Origin of the sequence: Paenibacillus dendrobii, assembly GCF_009807035.1 — a bacterium.
Classification (GTDB): Bacteria; Bacillota; Bacilli; order Paenibacillales; family Paenibacillaceae; genus Paenibacillus_AQ; species Paenibacillus_AQ dendrobii.
Window position 1 is genome coordinate 2486409 of the sequence record NZ_WUBI01000001.1, and the last position, 18022, is coordinate 2504430.

Annotated in this window: 18 protein-coding genes; 2 read left to right on the forward strand and 16 right to left on the reverse strand. The window is 47.9% G+C overall.

Annotation, left to right across the window (positions count from 1 at the left end):
- Positions 1–26 precede the first annotated feature (26 nt).
- A complete protein-coding gene (locus tag GRF59_RS10825; RefSeq protein WP_160497566.1) occupies positions 27–683 on the reverse strand; it encodes a response regulator transcription factor in 657 nt (218 codons plus the stop codon).
- 431 nt (positions 684–1114) lie between these two features.
- On the opposite strand from GRF59_RS10825, the gene GRF59_RS10830 reads away from it, so the two are divergent.
- On the forward strand, positions 1115–1522 hold the full coding sequence (locus GRF59_RS10830) for a hypothetical protein (RefSeq protein ID WP_160497567.1): 408 nt from the start codon (positions 1115–1117) through the stop codon (positions 1520–1522).
- Entirely contained in the window at positions 1519–2586 is a 1068-nt protein-coding gene (locus tag GRF59_RS10835; protein WP_160497568.1) for a phosphodiester glycosidase family protein, read from the forward strand. The genes GRF59_RS10830 and GRF59_RS10835 overlap by 4 nt, the downstream gene beginning before the upstream one ends.
- Before the next feature lie 329 nt (positions 2587–2915).
- Here the strand turns inward: GRF59_RS10835 and GRF59_RS10840 are convergent, their stop codons facing one another.
- The 15 genes from GRF59_RS10840 to GRF59_RS10910 form a co-directional block, all read right to left on the reverse strand.
- Entirely contained in the window at positions 2916–3170 is a 255-nt protein-coding gene (locus tag GRF59_RS10840) for an AbrB/MazE/SpoVT family DNA-binding domain-containing protein (RefSeq protein WP_160497569.1), read from the reverse strand.
- 173 nt (positions 3171–3343) lie between these two features.
- Positions 3344–3808, reverse strand: coding sequence for a tRNA (uridine(34)/cytosine(34)/5-carboxymethylaminomethyluridine(34)-2'-O)-methyltransferase TrmL (trmL, locus tag GRF59_RS10845; protein ID WP_160497570.1), 465 nt, complete (start codon positions 3806–3808; stop codon positions 3344–3346).
- A 111-nt stretch (positions 3809–3919) separates the two neighbouring features.
- On the reverse strand, positions 3920–5011 hold the full coding sequence (gene serC / locus GRF59_RS10850; protein ID WP_341480066.1) for a 3-phosphoserine/phosphohydroxythreonine transaminase: 1092 nt from the start codon (positions 5009–5011) through the stop codon (positions 3920–3922).
- A gap of 281 nt (positions 5012–5292) precedes the next feature.
- Positions 5293–6924 carry a catalase gene (locus tag GRF59_RS10855; RefSeq protein WP_160497572.1) on the reverse strand — a complete coding sequence of 544 codons (1632 nt, stop codon included), beginning with the start codon at positions 6922–6924 and terminating at the stop codon, positions 5293–5295.
- A 234-nt stretch (positions 6925–7158) separates the two neighbouring features.
- On the reverse strand, positions 7159–7626 hold the full coding sequence (locus GRF59_RS10860; RefSeq protein WP_160497573.1) for a thiol-disulfide oxidoreductase DCC family protein: 468 nt from the start codon (positions 7624–7626) through the stop codon (positions 7159–7161).
- 21 nt (positions 7627–7647) lie between these two features.
- The gene (locus GRF59_RS10865) at positions 7648–8577 is read right to left on the reverse strand and encodes an HTTM domain-containing protein (RefSeq protein ID WP_160497574.1); all 930 of its coding nucleotides are present in this window, start codon (positions 8575–8577) and stop codon (positions 7648–7650) included.
- On the reverse strand, positions 8574–9281 hold the full coding sequence (locus tag GRF59_RS10870; protein WP_160497575.1) for a DUF5819 family protein: 708 nt from the start codon (positions 9279–9281) through the stop codon (positions 8574–8576). Before GRF59_RS10870 ends, GRF59_RS10865 begins: the two co-directional genes overlap by 4 nt.
- 147 nt (positions 9282–9428) lie before the next feature.
- Entirely contained in the window at positions 9429–9821 is a 393-nt protein-coding gene (locus GRF59_RS10875) for a hypothetical protein (protein WP_160497576.1), read from the reverse strand.
- A 122-nt stretch (positions 9822–9943) separates the two neighbouring features.
- Positions 9944–10162 carry a hypothetical protein gene (locus GRF59_RS10880; RefSeq protein WP_160497577.1) on the reverse strand — a complete coding sequence of 73 codons (219 nt, stop codon included), beginning with the start codon at positions 10160–10162 and terminating at the stop codon, positions 9944–9946.
- 31 nt (positions 10163–10193) lie between these two features.
- Positions 10194–11609 carry a hypothetical protein gene (locus GRF59_RS10885; protein ID WP_160497578.1) on the reverse strand — a complete coding sequence of 472 codons (1416 nt, stop codon included), beginning with the start codon at positions 11607–11609 and terminating at the stop codon, positions 10194–10196.
- Complete coding sequence (locus tag GRF59_RS10890) at positions 11590–12333, reverse strand: ABC transporter ATP-binding protein (protein ID WP_160497579.1); 744 nt, start codon at positions 12331–12333, stop codon at positions 11590–11592. The genes GRF59_RS10885 and GRF59_RS10890 overlap by 20 nt, the downstream gene beginning before the upstream one ends.
- A 240-nt stretch (positions 12334–12573) precedes the next feature.
- Positions 12574–13998, reverse strand: coding sequence for a type I glutamate--ammonia ligase (glnA, locus tag GRF59_RS10895; protein ID WP_160497580.1), 1425 nt, complete (start codon positions 13996–13998; stop codon positions 12574–12576).
- Positions 13999–14249: 251 nt separating this feature from the next.
- Positions 14250–15302, reverse strand: coding sequence for a 3-deoxy-7-phosphoheptulonate synthase (gene aroF / locus GRF59_RS10900; protein ID WP_160497581.1), 1053 nt, complete (start codon positions 15300–15302; stop codon positions 14250–14252).
- A gap of 265 nt (positions 15303–15567) precedes the next feature.
- On the reverse strand, positions 15568–16512 hold the full coding sequence (locus GRF59_RS10905) for a 4-hydroxy-3-methylbut-2-enyl diphosphate reductase (protein WP_160497582.1): 945 nt from the start codon (positions 16510–16512) through the stop codon (positions 15568–15570).
- Between the two features lie 53 nt (positions 16513–16565).
- Positions 16566–18020, reverse strand: a complete 1455-nt coding sequence (locus GRF59_RS10910) for a sensor histidine kinase (RefSeq protein ID WP_160497583.1) — start codon at positions 18018–18020, stop codon at positions 16566–16568.
- Between the last annotated feature and the right edge of the window lie 2 nt (positions 18021–18022).

Here is an 18022-nt window from a genome sequence, read left to right on the forward strand (position 1 = left end):
ATCCTTACATGTATATATATCGTGGTTTAACTGAAAACAGGACTTTTTTGACGCGAAGTCAAGGCAAACTTTTCGATCGCCTGCGCCCGGGTGGATACACCTAGCTTCACATATATTTTCCGCAGATAATTGTCGATAGAACGCCGGCTGACCGCAATTTCCGTCGCGATCTTGTCATAGGTAATTCCCTGGACAATCCGTTCCATGATAAAGATTTCCGTATCCGTCAGATGATACAATCCGCCGTCGACGACCGGAGTTTGCACTTGCCAGATCCCGTTCTTCAGCCAATCCATCGGCAGCGTTGCAAGCCCCTCGCGCAGAGCGTCGATCATCAGCATGAGCTGCGCCGCAGACGCCTGCTTGGATAGGATGCCGCTTCCTCCCAGGTTCACGACCGAATGCAAAAGCTTAATCCCATCGGTATCCGTCAAGATAATAATGTGACTTGAAGGCGAGGAATGTGTCAGTTTTTCGAGCAGCGTTTCCGCCGTTCCTTCCGGCATTTGGTAGTCCAAGAGCACCAGTTCCGGTTGCTGTTCCACGACAAGCATCAGACCTTCATCCCAATTTGAAGCCATGCCTGTCACCCTCAGATCTTCCCTTTCTTCCAATATTAACTTGGTTCCCAGCATACTTGTGGGGTGACTATCTATAATCACAACCCGCCAAACCTTCCTCATTTCAATTGAAACCCCCTGCTAAATAGAGTGGAATGATTACATGAACGTATAATTCAGCTATGGTGTATAACGCGTCAAATGCTTGTTTTAAGACGTATTGAGCACATAAAGTAGAGTCGGAGGTGTTCCAGTTAAATTTTGTTAAAATCAAGCCTCTTAAGGCATTACTGCAAATAAATCTAACAAGATTGTATCGCAACGCTTCCATATGGCGCAATCTCTTTTTAGGCTTTTCTGTGACTTTAGATTCATTTTTGCGAAAAGAGCAGGGGAATGTTAGAATGGGGACTGGCAAGAAAAGCCTCTTCATGGTCGCTCTGAAAAAGACAGGCCATGCTCCAGATCGTTTTTCTTGCATGATCAGCACAGGTGTCCAGGAAGTCTGCAATTCTATTAACTAAAAAAATCCAGTTGTAAACCGGGGTGATGATATGCAATCTTCGACAGAACCTTCCGCACCTTATCAGAACCGGACAAGACGGGAAAAATCCCCTTCAGTTAAAATCATTCTGCTCGTTTGGATCTTGCTCATAGCAGCAGGAATTACGGCTGCTTATTTATACAGTAATCATGTGAAGCAGCAAATGCTTCAGCAGCTCCAGGCGGATTCCCAGAAACAGATGAACGAGCTGAAGTTAAGCTACGAGGCGAAATTTGAAGCTTTATCCGGAGAAGTGAAGGAGCTGGAAAGCAAGGTACAATCGTTTAACGAGCTGCTGACGTTTACCAAAGACAACGCCACCAGCAAAACCGATAACAGCAACAAGCTGTATACGCAGTTGAATGAAGTCAAGAAACAGCTGAATGCGCTGCAGCAGAAAATGGATCTCCTCAAATGATCATCGAGAAGAAACAGATCAACCGCTTTTTTCTGCTCGCGACGGCTCCCTTTTTAGGACTTTTACTATTTTTATTATTCAGTTCGGGCCCCATCCATCTCGAAATGGAGACGGCCTCTTATGTGCCTGAGCCCACATTAAAACAGCAAACCGAAACACTGAAACAGCATTTGGATAAGGCTGACCAGTCCGTAAAAGTAACCATCAATTCCATCCGTAAGACCGCGGCTCTTTACAAGCAGACGACTACGGCCATGAATTCGATCGTTTCCACTGCGCAGACCCAGGCGCTCCGACCGGAGTACATATATAACCGCAGGATTACCGCCAAGCTTGGCTCTGCTTTTGAGCGGGTGGACAGCGATCGCATACGGATCGAGCTGTATAGGGTGAATCCGGGCACATACCAGGGTTACGCCATGAAGGTTAAGCTGAAAGATCCTTCCGCCATGCAGATGAGTCTCGGCCGGGATCATATCGGAGGGGCGGAGACCACGATGCAGGCTGTCAGTAGGCATGGCGCCGTAGCCGGCATTAATGCCGGAGGATTCGCTGACAATGGCGGCAAACGCTATCCGCTCAGCACGACGGTGATGAACGGCAAATACCTGACCGGGTTTCAATCCAGCTTCAAGGATTTGTTCTTCGTGGGTATGGACGGTTCCGGTAAGCTGATCGGGGGGAAATTCAGTAATCAGAGTGAACTGGATAACATGAAGCCCAGGTTCGGAGCTACCTTCGTACCGGTGCTTTTGAAAAATGGACAACCCATGCCCATCCCTGAAAAATGGAAAGTTTCGCCTAAGCGCGCGCCTCGTACCGTTATCGGGAACTATAAAGACGACCAACTGCTCATTATCGTGGTCGACGGTTATAACGAAAACGGAAGTTCGGGCGCCACGCTGCAGGAGCTGCAGAGCAAAATGTACGGACTTGGCGTGATGGATGCTTATAATTTGGATGGCGGAGGCTCTTCTTCCCTTATTGTGAACGGAAGAGTCGTGAATAATCCTTCCGATGGAAACCTTAGACCAGTCCCAACCCACTTTTTATTCTACAAATAAAGAAAAAATTGATCAATGTACATGAATCTTGAACAATACTCATTTATTTTTTATGAAACTCTGGGTATAATATTCTTAATGAGCATGGTAGATTAGCGGGAGGTGGCCTTCATGTCGTTCTCATTAACGTTTTGGATTATTGCACTGGTGCTTGTTATGTTCTTGACAGGCATCTTAACCGCAGCTTATAACGAAGATAAAACCAAAGGCCTGTAATCCACGGCCAAAAGGGCTTCCTGAATAAGGAAGCCTTTTTTCTTGCGCTTTATTCCTCCGTGAGAGGCATAAAAAAGAAACATCACGAATCCTCGTGATGCCTGAAATGATGGTTAAGCGTGTTTTTGCAGCTGTACCATATCCGATTGGCACTGGCCGCAAATGTAACGTTCTTTAAACTCGCTTACATCATCCATGGAGCCGCAGAATACACATTTGGGACGATAACGTTCCAGGATGATATGATCTCCCTGCACCAAAATTTCCACAGGGTCCCCCTCATTCATCTGATACCGTTTTCTGAGCGATTTGGGCAAGACAATTCTTCCCAGCTGATCGACTTTGCGAACTACACCAGCAGGTTTCATAGACCAACTACACCTCTCCTATTAACTAGTCAACTTCTTTTATGATTAGAAAGTACTCCAAAGTATGGTAAAACGCCTTTCCAATCAAAAAAAATGGGTCTTTCTTAATAGTTCGATATGAGGATGTCGAATCCTGCTAACAAATCGAATTTTTATTTCTTTCTTTTAGAAACTTACTTCATGCCCGGAAAATCCAACTGCCGCAGAGCTTCAAATACGATGATCGCAGCCGAATTGGACAAATTCAACGAACGGACATTATCGGTCATTGGCATACGGATGCAGGTCTCGGGATTTGCGGCCAGCAGCTCTTCGGGCAGACCCTTGGTTTCTTTTCCGAACACGAGAAAGTCCCCGTCCCGGAACTCGATGTCGTTGTATCTTTTGACGGCCTTTGTCGAAGCATAAAAGAAACGGCCTTCGGGATATTTCTCCTGTACCTCCGCGAATGAATCATGGTACTCCAAATGAACGGAATGCCAATAGTCCAATCCCGCCCTCTTCAGCTTCGAATCATCCGTACTAAAACCAAGCGGCCGAACCAAGTGCAAATGGGTTCCCGTTGCCGCGCAGGTTCTTGAGATGTTGCCGGTGTTTGCCGGAATTTCAGGTTCTACAAGCACGATATGCAGTGCCATCAATGAATCACTCCATCCTATTCTTCTTCAAAATGCAGCAACGAAAAAGCCTTCCGCCAAAGTAAGGCGAAAGGCTGTGCGTTCAACAGGCTGAATCCGTATCAGCTTCCATTATCCATGACTCTTTTGGAAATCGGTCATGAAATCGACCAGAGCTTTGCAGGTGTCGTAAGGTACCGCATTATAAATGGAAGCGCGTAATCCGCCCACGCTGCGGTGACCCTTCAGACCGATGAATCCTGCCTGCTCCGATTCCTTGATGAACTGCTTCTCGAGTTCTTCGGATGCCAGCCGGAATGTAATGTTCATCATGGAACGGCTGCCGGCATCGACAGGACCGCGATAGAAGCCTTCGCTGCTATCGATTATATCATAAATCAGGCCTGCTTTCTTGCGGTTGGCCTGCTCCACTCCAGCCAAGCCACCCTTTTCATCAATCCATTTCAATACTTCGTTTACCATATATACAGAGAAAGAAGGAGGCGTATTGTACAGAGAGTCATTCTTCAAGTGCGTGCTGTAGCGCAGCATCGTCGGAATATGCTTTGGAGATTCGGCAATCATCTCTTCTTTAGCGATCACAACCGTCACGCCAGAAGGTCCGAGATTCTTCTGAGCTCCGGCGTAGATGAAGTCGAACTGAGTGGCATCGAACTGCCGACAGAGAATATCGCTCGACATATCAGCGATCAGCGGAACGTTGCCTGTCTTTGGATACTGCTGATATTGAGTGCCTTCGATGGTTTCATTGGAGGTTACATGCAGATAAGCCGCGTTATCCGGAATTTCGATGCTGCTAAGATCTGGGATGGACATATACTTATCCGCTTCAGAAGAGGCGGCAATATGCGTTTCGCCAATCAGTTTCGCTTCCTTGATCGCTTTATCAGCCCAGCTGCCGGACAGAACATAACTCGCCGTTTTGCCTTCGGTCAGGAAATTCATCGGAATCATGGCGAACTGTGTGCTTGCGCCGCCTTGCAAGAAAAGGACCTTGTACCCTTCAGGATTGCCGAGCAGAGACAACAGGCGGCTTTCCGCTTCATGATGGACTTCCTCATACACTTTGCCGCGATGAGACATTTCCATAATGGACATGCCTGTTCCCCGAAAATCAACAAATTCAGCCTGTGCGCGTTCCAGAACCTCGAGCGGCAATGCTGCCGGCCCCGCATTGAAATTGTAAGCTCTCTTGCTCACGATAACTCCCCATCCTCTCTCTGTAACTAATTTTATAAAATGATAGCAGGTATCCCCGGATGCATCAAGTACCAAAAAGCACAAGCGCTTGTTCCAGTGATCTTTTCCCTTTCCATATCACTTTAGCACATTTCTTTTACTCTTATAAAGCTTTACAGAAATAAAATCTTTTGCACTCTTCAAGTGACCTAAGAAGCCAGAGCGAACTGTTCGCATGAAGTAACGATAACCGGCTGATATATGAAAAAGAGCCCACCCGCCAAGGCGGACAGGCATCGTTATGTTTAATAGGGTTCCGCTTCATGACCCATTCGCTCAGCGTCACGAACCGCTTTCTTTCGCTGATCCGAACCTTTTGCTTCCTTATTGCGGGCTTTTGCCAACCCTTCGGCTACTCTCCGGCCATATTCTTCATCGGCTTGAGTAAAGTTTCGTACCATCTGCTGCTGTATGGATTCATCGCACAGAATCAGCGCGTTCACGAGATTACGGATGAGATCCTCCCTTTCCCAGTCCTCGAAGGCGCGGAATGTATGACCCGCTTGCTTGAAATCATTCGTCCGCTCGATTCTCTCACGCTGCAGCTTCGCATGATACTCGGGTTCGTGTGGCTTCGCTTGTTGCTCCGCTTCAACGAGACCATCCGTCATCGATGGCTCATAGTCCACGTGCGGGCTCTGTTCAGGTGCCATGTCGACAAAATACTGCATCTGTCCGGCTCGCTGATTCGTCGCTACACGCTTTTTGGGCGCGTTGATCGGCAGCTGTAGATAGTTGGTTCCTACACGGTAACGTTGGGTATCGGAATAAGAAAATGTACGTCCTTGAAGCAGCTTATCATCAGAGAAATCAAGTCCATCCACAAGCACTCCAGTGCCGAATGCCGCCTGCTCTACCTCGTTGTAATAATTCTCCGGGTTCCGATCGAGTACCATTTTACCTACTTTAAGAAAAGGGAACTGCTCTTCCGGCCACAGTTTGGTCGGATCCAGCGGATCGAAATCGAGCTCGGGATGGTCATCATCACTCATGATCTGCACGCATAGCTCCCATTCAGGGTAGTCCCCCCGCTTGATTGCCTCATACAGATCCTGGGTCGCGTGGCTGTCATTCATGCCTTGAATCTCGTTGGCTTCGCCCTGCGTCAGATTTTTAATGCCCTGATGAATCGGCTCCCAGTGGTACTTCACAAGCACCGCTTGCCCTTCCGCATTCACCCACTTATACGTGTTAACGCCCGAACCCTGCATCTGCCGATAGTTTGCGGGTATTCCCCAAGGGGAGAAAAGGAAAGTAATCATATGGGTCGCTTCAGGAGATTTGGATACAAAATCAAACATCCCCACGGAACCTGGCACATTGGATACCGGATCCGGCTTAAAGGCATGCACCATGTCCGGGAATTTCAGGGGATCGCGGATAAAAAAGATCTTGAGGTTGTTTCCTACGAGGTCCCAGTTTCCTTCCTCGGTATAAAACTTCACCGCAAATCCGCGCGGATCCCGCAGTGTCTCCGGTGAACCCGTTCCATGTATCACGGTCGAGAAACGCACGAACACAGGCGTACGGTTTCCTTTGACCTGAAACAGTTTCGCGCGGGTGTATTGGGACACCGGCTCCTCGCCTACCTTGCCATAGCTTTCAAAATAACCATGCGCTCCTGCCCCGCGGGCATGAACGACTCGCTCCGGCGGACGCTCCCGATCGAAGTGGGTGATCTTCTCGAGAAAGTGATAGTTCTCCAGCGTCATCGGTCCACGGCTGCCTACTGTCCGCACATTCTGATTATCGGATATCGGGTGGCCTTGACGGTCCGTCAGTGTTTTGGCCTTTTCCACCTCACCCGATGTGCCGCCAGCATGCGTTCTCTCCTGTTCAAGGGCACCGCTGCCATGCTTCTTATGATCATGCTTCATCCTCGTTCACATCTCCTGTTTATGTATTATTCATTTGGTTAATATGTCCAACCAGATAGCGAGGCATGCAGGTTGATAGGTCATCGGATTATGATGAATTAAGAGGTACGGGCGTGTGAGCTAAGAGCAAACAAAAGACTGCCCCAAGATGGGACAGCCTTTTGGTAAGACACGCTGATATCAGCTACCGGAAAACCTTCTATATAAAATAAACTTCAATTTATATAGTTGTCTTTATCTCTTCGGGATCATGCAAACATCGCCCTCGCACTGGCCAATCGGAATGATTTTCCTGCTGCTTGCAATCCAGTCGTATACGTATGCACCGATCCCGAGGATACGGGCCGCATATAAAAACGGAACGAGCACCCATAGTATAGGAATTTGACGGCTCATATGATAGATGGTGTCGATGCCCTCAAACTGCTGTGTTTCCAAGTGCTTCGCCGCGTTCGCGGTCATTCGGTACTTTTTTTTCTTGGTGTACTTTACCGCAACCATGCGTTTCAGCGCCTGCTCCTGATCCACTTGAAATTGCTCGAGGATTTGCTCTTCCCTGGCTGGCATAAAGGTTATGCGCTTGAACCAATCCCACTTCCGGTAGAAACGCATCGTTCGAGTACACATCGGACACCAATTGTCGTAAAAAACAAAAAGCCCTTTGCCATGTTCTTGATCAGCTGCATTTGGCTCGTATGGCATCGAAATTCCCCTCCACCCCTGTTAGGATACTTCTCTGTTAACGGTCTGTTTTTTATCTGTAGATAAGACAAAACGCCTTTTAAGGCCACTCCATCTGGAACGGAACATTCCGGCAACCTTGTAATAGAAGCCATCGGACAGCAGCGGCAGCTCAAAGGCAATCATTACAAGCGAGAACGAAGGCAGATTCATGAACACCCAGATTCCCAAGTGGAACATGATCGACACGGCAATGACAAACGGTTTTACGCGCCGGTAGAGGATCAGAAACGGAAACGCAATTTGGAAAAAGATCGTTACGTACGAGCCGGCAACCGAGGTCCATGGATGATTGACGATGAGCGACGAAAATAACGGATTTCGGAACTCGTCGACCTGAAGGATATAATACAGCGCGGTGCCATCCTGCCACATGCCTCCCTGGATTTTCATCAGCCCGGCCGTGAAATAGACGTAACAGATCTGCAAAATGACGGCCATCCACCCGAAATTATGCAAAATGCCCAGAGCTTTCTTCCACAGCGTCGTCGGCTTGGAATCCAGTTTGCCGAACAGATCCGTAAGGATCAGATAAGGGAACATGACGCGAAGCAGATTATCTCCCCCGTCGCCGATCAAGAGCGAAACAGAAGTCCACGACCAGAAGAACAGAAAATTTATGAATACAATGATTCTTCCGCCCCATCCGATCGTAAAGCACAATGCCGCAAGAATGGCAACATGATAGAGAATGTTAAAAACCAAAGGACTGTCTACATGAAAAAGGCTGAATAAATTCGAATCGGAAAAAACACCATCCGGTCCAAACAAGAAAAATCGCTGTCCGTAGTTGACCGAATAAATATACAGCAAAATGACCCCGATAATGATTCTGACCAGCTTCATACCAACCTGATGCCGCGGGACCGAAATCACGTCAATGGCTTTATCAATCCATGCACCGATCTTCATGTCGCAGGTCCCCCCGATGCCAGTTTAAAAGGCAGCGGAGCCACCTCTTCATACTTCAGCCATTCAGTTTCGAATCCGGCAATCTCCGGCTTCCATTGCTGATTCATCCGTTCTGAATAGGGCTTTACCGGAGCGAACAGGACTCTAAGCTTCACATCCTGTATCTTATTGCTCCGGGTTAATTGGGTACAAGCTACAGATCCAAGGCGTTTTAGCATTTTCGTGCCCATTTCCTTGGTCGTCTTGGAACTGTCGTCTTCTCTTTTGCAGACGGGGTTATCAGGGTCGGTGCCGCATATTTTTTGTCGGTACAGCTCCGAGGTTGGATCCGAAAAGCCCTGGTAATAGCGGATCGCCGTCAAATGCATGCGCGATAATCTTACAAATGGCCCTAAGGGCTCATTATGCAGCGAATTCAGCATGCCGACATTAATGTTGTACCATTCGGATTCCTGGTCCGCGTCTTCATCCTTGCATTTAACCAATAAGCCTGTGTTGTTATGTAAAGGTTCCGGGGCAAACAGTGACCAGTTTTGCGCCCATAGATCTTGCGTGTATTGATGAATATACGGATTCATAGCAGATTTGATTGGATTGGCGGGAGAAAGATACAGAAAGATCAGAAAAAAATGACTGATGAAAATATAAGCAGAAACAGCCACTAAGGAGCAAAGTACAAGTCTGGACAAAATTTTACGTTTCATGGTCCCTTAATTAGAAACGCTCCTTCTGGAAAAATCCTCAGCGTTTCTCCTCCTCCCTCGCAGGTTAAGTCGATAAACAACCATCAGCATCCCTGATCTGGTTGTCCAAAACGGGATGCTGATGACGTTTTTAGAAACTTATGGATTTTAATGATCAAATACTATGTCAGTTACCTGTGTATAGGATGGTTCCATCGATGCACCGAACAGAGAGGAGACGGCATAGCCAGCAAAGCCGGCTACTGCGCCTACGGCTGCGCCCGTAGCTGCGCCTGCGCCTGCTCCGGCAAGCGTGCCAGGCAGCGACCAGGACAATCCGCCAGCTCCAGCTGCGGCTCCCGTGACAGCGCCTGATGCTGCGCCTCCAGCTGCAGCGGCACCTGCCGCTGCCCACCAGCTGGCCTGTATCATTTCTTCCTTGTCCGGCTCAATCTGTGACGGCGAAACAGCCAATGCCTGCTGGTTCGTCGATACAAAAATAAGCGAAGCAACGAAAGCTGTACCTACCAAAGCCTTCGTAATACGATTCCACTTCAACAAAATATCACCTCCTTTCATACATGAATCAGAAAGGGCGGCCTTGATGATGGATATCGGACCGTCTGTTGCCCTACATAAATTATACAAGACTTTTAAATAATTTCAATATTTTTACTATTTTTCTAAATATTTAATAAATAACCTATAAAACCCACAAATCCGATGAAGCCTAAATAAGATGCACGATGCAGCCATACTTGATTATGGTTCCATAAGATGAAAAATACGAAAAAAGGAAAAAACGGTTGAAAAGGATTAGGATGTCCTGATAGATTCACCATTGTCAAAAGCGACAAAACGGCTAAAAATTTGATCCATGAATTCGACTGATTTTTAGGCATAACTCTTCCCCCTTGAAATGAAATACATTCGTTAGGCTCGTCTTAACAAACGCAGCCCCGTCAATATGGAATAACTATAGATGGCAAGAACGCATAACAGTAACAGCGCAATCGCAACGATGTTCATTTTCCCCATAAAATAGCTGGTAATGACCAAAATGGCGGAGCCGACAAGACTCGGCGTGGAGATCGACATCATTTTGGGAAATCCGAAGCCGAGCAGATGAATAATCGTTTCCATCGCACCAGTCCATACCGAAACCATGCCTACGCATATACCAGCACCGATAATGAGATAGAGCTGAATCGGATCTTTTTGACTGATTCTTAAAATGAGGCAGCCGGCAATCAAAGAGACAGGGCCCAGAATGGAGTAGACAGCAATGGTTTTCGCCATGATGACCTTTCTGATGGAAGTCGGACTGGTCCGCAATATCTTGACGGTTTGTTCCTCGCAAGCGCAAAGCATATTGCTGGGACCTGCTATGTACACCGCAAAAATAAACATCATGAGGCTTACATAAAAGTACAGCTCATTGGGATGAGCCACACGGAAGAGCACCCAGACGATGCCGAAGGAGAGCGCATAATTAAACAGCGTGAACATGGCAATCTTGCGCAAAAGCCGGAGCAATAACCGGTATTCTTTCATCAGCAATGCGGAAAAGCCCATGATCTTCATTCCGGCAGCTCCGCCGCCGTTAGCTGTCTGCCTGGCATTTCTTTTGGTCAACAGACCGCTCGCAGTCCATACCGCGATCAGGAAAACAACGCCTGCACCCAGGAAAAAACCTAAGCTCGGCAGCAGTGTTTGCAGTTCTGTCATCCATGATTGGTAGGTTCGCTCGAACTCATGAGGATAGAAGACAATCTCTGCTGTAGCGCCAATGGAGAGGACGAAGGACAGGACTTTTAGGAAAAAGCGTGCCACGTCCGCACCCCATTGATACACAATCAGGGACATTAGAATCCACGCCAGGCTTGTAACCCAGAGAGCGACAAACCCCAAGAGGACATAAGAAAACACGATTCGCGGATGACCGCCGAAAATCATATTAAGCAGCGACGGAGACACCAATAGCAAAAGCAAAGAACTGTGATACAACCAATGGGCACAGATTTTCAATAGCAGGTGCAGATATTTGGAGTAGGGTGCCATCGAAATAATAAAGACATTCGAATGCTTCTCATTGAAGGATATGGATTTAAAAGATGTCCATAAAAATAACGTGGTGATGAATCCCAAAGACAATACGGCGCGGGCATCCGGAACATGCGTTGAAGTTAGCAGGCGGTAAGAGGATACGGCTAAGATGACGGCAATATATACGGCATATATCCATTTCCTCCACCGGCTCCACCCAGGGCTCCCCAGCTCGCTCCTCCACAGCAACCTCCACTCCAGCAGGAACGGCAACAAGAAGTGCTTAATTCTGGACTGAGGCATCTTCCAGCTGAAACCTCCTTTTGGCGTTCTCGTACTGCTCTTTAAGATTACTGCATGACGGAAATTCGGCTATAATTTGGCCTTTATCCAGGACAATCGCCCTGTCGGCAACCTGCTCAAGCAGATCCAAATCATGGCTCACGATCATGGCGGCGTGAACAAACGACCGATCTTGCAGGTATTGAATTGTCGTATCCACGGCATCGGTATCCAGTGCGGTGAACGGCTCATCCAGAAGCAGCAGTGGAGAGCCGCGGAACAGGACCGATATCAGCCCCAGCTTTTGTCTCATCCCCTTGGAATAGTTCTTAATCCACAGGGTGGAGACATCCGTCATCTGATACCGCTTCATCAATTCCTTTATTTTCGGTTCTGCGGATTCGATCGGAATTTTCCAAAGAGCTGCCGTATATTCCAAATATTCATTGGCATTCAATAAATCGTAGAGAGGAGGTTCATCAGGAAGATAGGCTACTTTTGATTTGGCAAGGTCGTTATTCTTCAGAACCTGCTGGCCTTCAAGCCGCAGTTCGCCGGAGTCCTTGGAAATAATTCCAGCGATGATTTTCAGCAGTGTGCTTTTCCCAGCTCCGTTGGGCCCGATAAGCCCTATCCTTTCGCCAGGCATAACCGCCGTGTTCAATTCGGATATGGCGGAATAATCCCCAAAGGCTTTCGTAATCTTATCAAGTTCCAGAAGGTTTAGTGCATTCGTTGCAATCATCTCCCCCGCTTGCTGTGATTTCTATAGATTCATAACAATAACAGAAATCAATTTTTACATAATTTGGATTTAAAAGAATATTATTTTATTTCAATGTATATTTTACCAAAAAGTATAGATATAATCTTTTTTTCTGTCAATAAGTTATCCATATTCGTTGGCGGCTTCAGGCTCTTATTGGTGAAGTTGAACAAAGAAAAAGACTGCCCCGGGAGGGCAGTCTTGAGGAATGCGAGCTGATTAGCAGTCAAAATACAGGCCGTATTCATGCGGATGAATGCGGATGGCAACGGCTTTCGCTTCGCCGCGCTTCAGTTCGATGAAATTATCGATGAATTCTTTGGTGAATACGTCGCCTTCGAGCAAGAACTCGTAATCGGCTTTCAGAGCGTCAAGCGCTTCATCCAGTGTACCAGGCACGCTGCGGATTTGCGCTTTTTGGTCATCGCTCAGCTCGTAAATGTTTTTGTCCATTGGGCCATAACCAAGCTCAACCGGATTGATTTTACGTTTGATGCCATCAAGACCGGCCATCAGCATAGCCGAGAATGCCAGATAAGGGTTCGCCGTAGAGTCCGGCGTACGGAACTCGATCCGGCAGCCTTTCGGCGTGACGGCAGCAACCGGAATACGGATTGCCGCAGAACGGTTCCCTTTGGAGAATACCAGGTTCACCGGGGCTTCATAGCCTGGAACCAGTCGTTTGAAAGAGTTCGTCGACGGATTGGTCAGCGCCAGCAGGGCTGGAGCATGGTACAGAATGCCGCCGATGTAATGCAAGGCCATCTCACTCAGGTTGGCATAAGCACCTTTTTCGTAGAACAAAGGCGTGTCGCCATTGAAAATGGATTGGTGAACGTGCATGCCGCTTCCGTTGTCCCCGAAAAGAGGCTTCGGCATAAAGGTTGCCACTTTACCATACTGACGAGCCGTATTGTGAACGATATATTTGTATACAAGCAGATTGTCTGCTGTTTTCTTCAACGTGTCAAAACGGAAGTTGATCTCCGCTTGGCCTGCAGTCGCCACTTCATGATGATGGCGTTCCACGCGCAAGCCTACCTCTTCAAGCAAGCGGCACATTTCACTGCGGATGTCCTGCTGCGTATCTACTGGAGCTACTGGAACATATCCACCTTTAACCCCTACTTTAAAGCCCAGGTTACCGCCTTCTTCCTTGCGGTTGGTATTCCATGCTGCTTCTTCGGAATCCACATAGAAGGAAGAACTGTTCATAGTGCTCTCGTAACGAACATCGTCGAAAATAAAGAATTCGGACTCCGGTGCAAAGAAAGCTGTTGTTCCTACACCGCTAGCTTGCAGAAACTCTTCGGCCTTCGCCGCAATGCTGCGCGGATCGCGCTCGTAACGCTCGCCGTCCGGCGTATAAATGTTGCACATGATATTTAATGTTGGATGTGCGGTAAAAGGATCGACATATGCCGCATCAGGATCAGGCATCATAACCATGTCGGATTCTTCGATGCCTCGGAAACCTGGGATGGAAGAACCATCAAACGCTACTCCGTTCACAAACGTTTCTTCATCTACTTCTTTAGCAGGCAAAGAAATGTGATGGGCACGGCCAGACAAATCTACAAAGCGAAAATCCACCCACTCAATTGCATTATCCTTGATTGTTTTCAACACGTTTTCAACCGACATGATCTCTTCCTCCCAATATCCGAACATTAACCCATATATCCAGCGTGAACGTTCAGTATCTAATATTTATGTCGTCATTATAAAACGAAAAACCTGACATCGTCAATATCCATGTCAGGTATTTTTTTGATTAGTGTTAGGTAACCTCACACCTTTAGGCCTTTGCCCATTTAAAGCACAACAAACAGCCTGCCTGTCGGTTTGCACCGTCAAGGCAGGCCCATATATGATTAGGTTATGAATAAACGGGTTTAGACGACAAAGGCCTCCGCAGGAGCTTTTTCTGTGTTAAACGTGCGGCCGACAATCGGAGCAAGCTTCTCCAGATCTTTCAAAAGCGCTGCAAATTGATCCGGGAACAGAGATTGAACACCGTCACCCGTCATCGAGTTATCAGGGTCGGTATGCATTTCGATAATGAGACCATTTGCTCCGGCTGCGACGGATGCCTTGGACATCGGCTCCACCAGCTCGCGGCGTCCGGTGCCGTGACTAGGGTCGGAGATGACAGGCAAATGGCTCAGCGATTGCAGCACAGGAATCGCTGACAGATCCAGCGTATTGCGGGTATAGCTTTCAAAAGTCCGGATTCCACGCTCGCAGAGCATTACATTCGGATTTCCTCCGGCAAGGATGTACTCAGCCGCGTTCAGCAATTCATCGTAAGTAGCGCTGAAGCCTCTCTTAAGGAGAACCGGTTTGCCGCAGGTCCCCAGCTTACGGAGCAGATCAAAGTTCTGCATGTTTCGTGTACCGACCTGAAGTATATCCGCGTACTCCGCACAGATATCAACATACTCGGGTGTCATGACTTCGGTAATCGTCAACAGTCCATGCTTCTGACCCGCTTCGGCCATCATGATTAATCCTTCAACGCCGACGCCTTGGAAACTGTAAGGACCCGTACGAGGTTTGAACGCGCCGCCGCGGAGCACCTGCCCGCCTGCCGCTTTCACCAGCGCTGCGATTTCGTCGATTTGAGCCGGGGATTCCACTGCACAAGGACCACCCATTACAACCAGCTCTTCGCCGCCGATTTTCACGCCTTTGATATCAATAACCGTGTTTTCCGGATGAAAATCCCGGCTTGCCAACTTGTATGATTTTGTAATCTTCACTACATTTTCAACGCCTTTCATCTGCCGCAGATGCTCTGCTATCGTTGGATCCACTTTACCGACAAGCCCGATAACCGTGCGGTCCGAACCTCTAGAGATAGATGCCTGCAAACCGTTCTTTTCAATAACGCGGACGATATCCTGAATTTGTTCCTCCGGCGTCGTGTTGGATGTAATAACGATCATGATTACCATTCCCTTCTTATGAAAGCGCAGAGTCTGCTGCGCAGCTTAGATATTTTAATAAATTCCGGCTAATACTTATTTGCTTAGACGCGTTTTAGCTTTTATGCTTTTAATCACTAAAGTAACTATATAACATTTGCCTCTATCCGTCAATACCAAGTCCTTACCTTTATCTAAAATATGAGAAAAGAGCCCTATCATTAATCCACAATCTTCTATACAACAAAAAAACAGGCCATCCATTAAAGGAAAGCCTGTTCTTGATTTACCTTTTAGCTTTAACCGGTGGCAGAAGTTTCTGCATATTCACCGTCCGCCGGATCTCCCAGGTTTCCGGGTCATTCGGATCGTACTGCTCCAGATAGTTAATGACCTCTTTAGTAATCGGTGTAGGAGTAGATGCTCCGGAAGTAACGGCCACTTTCGCAATGCCTTCCAGCCAGTCGCGGTTGAGCTCGGTGATGTCGGCAATCCGGTACGCTTTGACATGGGCAATCTCTTCAGATACCTGTGCCAGCCGGTTCGAGTTGTTGCTTCTTGGATCTCCGACGACAATGACCAGATCGGCCTGTCCCGCCTGCTCGGCTACAGCTTCCTGACGCACCTGGGTCGCCAGGCAGATTTCATTATGCACCTCAGCCGCAGGATACAACTCCAGCAGGCGTTTCACGATGTGTTTGATATCCCACTGGCTCATGGTTGTCTGATTCGTAATGATGATTTTGGAGGACGTTACCTTAAGCTCGGCTATCTCCTCTTCCTTCTCGATCAGATGTACGTGATCGGGTGCGATGCCAATGGCGCCTTCCGGCTCCGGATGGCCCTTTTTCCCGATATAGATCACTTCATAACCATCCGCAACCTTCTCACGGATCAAATCATGCGTCTTCGTCACATCAGGACAGGTCGCATCGACGGTTGTCAAACCTTTATCACGGGCAATCTTGCGTACCTCGGGAGAAACGCCGTGTGCTGTAAAAATAACCGTGCCTTTCTCCACTTGATCCAGGATATCCAGACGGTTCGCTCCATCCAGCGTAATAATCCCTTCATCCTCAAAAGAATTCGTGACATGGCTGTTATGAACAATCATGCCGAGTATATATATAGGCCGCGGGAGATCCAGATTCTGTGCAGCCTGACGCGCAAGCACCATGGCATCCACAACGCCGTAACAATATCCGCGCGGTGATATTTTAATGACTTCCATACGCTGACTTCACCTGCTTTCCTCATGCTAAGCTATCAATTATTTATTATAACCTATTCGAGAGGCGTCGGAAAGACAATCGGCAGCCAGATGACGAAGGTGGTTCCTTCACCCTGACGTGTTACCACTTCTACGGAGCCTTGAAGCTCATCAATAATCCATTTGGCGATGGATAGACCAAGTCCGATCCCTTCTGTTACGCCACGTGACTTGTCTGCGCGGTAAAAGCGATCAAAGATGTAGGGTACTTCCTCCTTATCCATGCCGATGCCGGTATCACTAATCCGTATTCCTACCTGATTCTGATAGATAAAGGCATCAAAGACGACCTGACCTTCAGGCGTGTATTTGAACGCATTCTCGATAAAGATGAACAGCATCTGCTGCATATAATCCTTGTTGCCGTTTACGTAAATGCCGTTCAATACGGAAAAGTCTCCCGTTACCCACTCAGCCTGATGCGGCAGCATTTGCGCCCGGCGTGCCACTTCCTCGACCAAGATCTCGAGCGGAACCGGCTGCTTCTCAAAAGTCCGTCCGGTATCCGCCCGGGCCAGCGACAACATGTCGCTAACCAGCCGGCTCATCCGTTTGGATTCGTCCGCGATGTCGCTAACTGCTTCCAAGGACATGGCATGCATGGTTGCTTCGTCCAGGTTCGGACGTTCCGTATCATCCTCGGACCACATTTTTTGAAGCAGATCCACATTCCCGCGGATCGTGGTTAACGGCGTCCGAAGTTCATGCGATGCATCGGATACGAACCGGCGCTGCGCGGCGTAGGATTCTTCCAGGTTTTTATAAAAGCCTTCCATACGCCCCAGCATACTGTTTACCGTATTAATCAGTTGCCCGATTTCGTCCTGCGGGCCGTCGTAAGCAATCCGCACGCTAAGGTCCGATCCGTTCTGAATCTGGCCCGCAGCTTCAATGACCTTGCCGATCGGTGCCATCGATTTGCGGGCGAGGAAAAGGCCGAAGGTTGTGGCCATAATCAGCATGATGGTTGCACTCATGATCAGTATGCTCCGCAGGAGTTTTAGAAGTTCTACCTCATGTCCCGTAAACACCCCAAGCTGCAGAAATCCGAGCAACTGATTTTGTATAATAACGGGTTCTTGATAAACCAAAAACGGATTTCCATTTATATAAATGGTTTCAAACTGTTTTGCATGAATTGCGTTTTTCGCGGTGGGTACCGGGAAAACAGTGCCCAATTGCTTGAGATTGGGCGACACCGAGTTCTTGTTGCTTTGATAATTGTGCAGCTGCCCGAAAATCTGCGCGGACTGAAAATCCGCTTTCCCCTCAAGACCAAGATCAATCGTTCCCCACTGTCCTATATCCAAAATAAAACTCGTGATTTGATTTCGCTGCTGCAAAATCTTCTTTTTAATATCGGAATACGTATTATAGTGAACCACTCCATACACGGCAGACCCAAACAAGATTAGCGTTACTGCCAAAATACATGTATACCAGGCTGTCAGCCGAAGTCTTATGGACATGT